Genomic DNA, 1,078 nt, shown 5'->3' on the forward strand with positions numbered 1-1,078 from the left:
CCAGGCGGCCTATGCCTTCAGCCGCTTCGTCTTCCGCGGCAAGCGGATCCTCAACGTCGTGATCGTCAGCGTGCAGGCGGTTCCGCCCATCACCCTGCTGATCCCGTACTTCGGGCTGATGGTCGCGCTCGGCCTCTACAACTCGTACCTCGGGCTGATCCTCACCTACATGGTGTTCACGCTGCCCTACGCGATCATCATGATGACCGGCTACTTCAACACGCTGCCGAAAGAGCTCGACGAGGCCGTGCGTGTCGACGGTGCCGGATCCATGACCGCCCTGTGGCGCATCCTGGTGCCGATCTCGATCCCGGGCATCGTCTCGGTCGGCATCTACACGTTCATGATCGCGTGGAACGAGTATCTCTTCGCGCTCACCCTCACCCGCACGATCGACATGCGCACGGTGCCCATCGGCATCCAGCTGCTCATGGGACAGCACTCGTACGAGTGGAACCAGATCATGGCGATGAGCGTGCTCGGGTCGATCCCCGTGCTCATCCTCTTCCTCATCTTCCAGCGGTACTTCATCAGCGGTCTCACGGCGGGGTCCGTGAAGAGCTGACGTCGTCCCGACTGGCCCACGACCACCACGAAACAGGAGAAAACACGTGCTCTACACCGGCAAATCCATCCTCGATGTCGCCAACGCGAACAACTTCGCCATCCCGGCGTTCAACATCAGCGACTGGGCGATGTTCAACGGGATCATGGACATCAGCGAGCAGAAGGCCGCTCCGGTCATCATCGCGATCCACCCCGACGAGGTGTCGCACATCACGACAGACCTCATCCCCGCGATGCACGCCCGTGCCCACCGCTCGAGCGTGCCCGTCGCGATCCACTGGGACCACGGCGGAAGCTACGAGGAGATCATCGCGGCGATCAAGGCGGGCTTCACCTCGGTCATGATCGATGCGTCACTGCTGCCGTTCGACGAGAACGTCGCGCTCACCCGCAAGGTCGTCGACGCGGCGCACGCCGTCGGCATCCAGGTCGAGGGAGAGCTCGGCACGATCGGCGCGAACGACAGCTACGGCGAGTCGGGCGCTGCGGAGATCATCTACACGAACCCGGA

Annotated in this window: 2 protein-coding genes; both read left to right on the plus strand. The window is 63.0% G+C overall.

Annotated features, from left to right (window positions below; all coding sequences use genetic code 11):
- On the plus strand, window positions 1-565 hold a 565-nt coding region (locus J7E68_RS14915; protein WP_215173885.1), incomplete at its 5' end, for a carbohydrate ABC transporter permease.
- Between the two features lie 46 nt (window positions 566-611).
- On the plus strand, window positions 612-1,078 hold a 467-nt coding region (locus tag J7E68_RS14920; protein ID WP_215173887.1), incomplete at its 3' end, for a class II fructose-bisphosphate aldolase.

Source organism: Microbacterium sp. ISL-103, from assembly GCF_018613995.1.
In the GTDB taxonomy this organism is placed as follows: Bacteria; Actinomycetota; Actinomycetes; order Actinomycetales; family Microbacteriaceae; genus Microbacterium.